We start from the raw sequence: 1,723 nt of genomic DNA, 5'->3' as shown, positions 1-1,723 counted from the left end.
CAGGAGAGGACGATTTTTTTGCGTAATCGAACGACTACTACCGAACAGTATACCATGCAACTGGCACTTCCTCTAGTGGATATGGAGGAAAAAGTGGTGTCCAAACGAAATGTGGTCCCTACCTTCAAGCACTATGACAATAAGCAGGCTCAGATGATTCTGGATCTAGAGATGTATATTCCTGCTCATCATGTGGCTCGCGTCATCGATGAGATGATTGAAGCGATCCCGGATGAGCGGTTATTTGCCCACTACACAGGCGGAGGTCGCAGTTCTTTTCATCCCAAAATGATGCTGAAGGTGATTCTCTTTGGTTATTCGCAAAAGATCTACTCTTGCCGCGGAATCGAAAAGCTTCTGCAAGAAAACATCCCCGCTATGTGGCTGGCCGCGATGCAGCAGCCGGACTTCCGTACGTTGAACGACTTTCGCGCTGTGCGCATGAAAGCGTTCATGGACGAGCTGTTTGAAACGATGATCCACAAGCTCATCGCAGACCACTACATCACGATGGAAAACTACTTTCTCGACGGCACAAAGATTGAAGCCGATGCTAACAAGTATTCGTTTGTGTGGAAAAAATCCACGCTACGCTTTGAGGAAAAGCTCAAAGTAAAGGTGCAGGAGACTCTTGCCCATATTCATACCCTCACGCAGCAAGAAGCTGGGGCATACGCCGCTAACGATCCAAATGAGCTTCCTGCAGAACTCGAAGAAACAGCAATGGTGCTGGAAGAGAAGGTTGAAGCGTTCACGGAACAAATCGTTCAGGCAAACGACAGGGAAACGCGGAAAGCGCTACGTAAAGCGCGCAGTGCCTGGAAGCAGCCACTGAAACAAATTCGAGAGGACTTTCTTCCCCGGCTCGCCAAGTATGAGCAGCAGAAAGCCTGCTTTGGCGATCGCAACAGCTACTCCAAAACCGATCCCGATGCCACGTTTATGCGGATGAAGGAAGATCACATGAAAAATGGCCAACTGAAACCCGGCTACAATGTGCAAATGGCCACGGAAAACCAATTCGTTTTGTTTTACAGTCTTCATCAGCGACCTACGGATACGCGCTGCTTCATTCCGCATATGGAAAAATTGGCTGCGTCCTCTTTGCCCATGCCCAAAACCGTGATTGCCGACGCGGGCTATGGTAGCGAAGAGAACTATTTGTATGCGATGGGTGAGGAAAAGGAACTGTCATTTGAATTTCTCATACCTTACGGCAACTATATGAAAGAAAAAACGCGTCGTTACCAAAAGGACATCCGGCACGCCTCGAACTGGACGTATGAAGAGCACGATGACCGGTTCGTTTGCCCGAATGGTCGATTCGTTCGCTTTAAAAAATACCAAACGAAAAAGAATGCTTCTGGCCTGGAGCAAAGCTTCAAGCTCTATGAATGTGAAGATTGCAGCAACTGCCCCTTCAAGCCCGCGTGCAGCAAAGCAAAGGGGAACCGCCAGGTCCACTGGAATACGATCTGGGAAGAGTTAAAAGCGAAGGCCAAAAAAGCCCTTGAGGATGACGAAAAATCCGCCATCTATGCCAGGCGTAAAGTCGAGGTAGAAAGCGTATTTGGTCACATCAAGGGCAATCGCTCGTTCCGCCGGTTCTCCTTGCGAGGGCTGGACAAGGTTCACACGGAGTTTGGGATTGTGGCGTTGGCCCACAATCTCTTGAAGGTGGCAGGCATCCGCCTCGCTACCTTTCTGCAAAAGCATTCGCACA

The 1,723-nt window shown here is 49.3% G+C and carries 1 protein-coding gene; it reads left to right on the top strand.

Annotated elements, in window-relative coordinates; all coding sequences use genetic code 11:
* Positions 1 to 18: 18 nt before the first annotated feature.
* Positions 19 to 1,723: IS1182 family transposase (locus ABEW34_RS31585; protein ID WP_430165742.1), on the top strand; the 1,705-nt coding region annotated here is incomplete at its 3' end.

The sequence above is a fragment of the Paenibacillus algorifonticola genome (assembly GCF_050481745.1).
Classification (GTDB): Bacteria; Bacillota; Bacilli; order Paenibacillales; family Paenibacillaceae; genus Pristimantibacillus; species Pristimantibacillus algorifonticola_A.
Note: the sequence above shows the minus strand (reverse complement) of the source record. Positions and strands in the feature narration are given on the sequence as shown.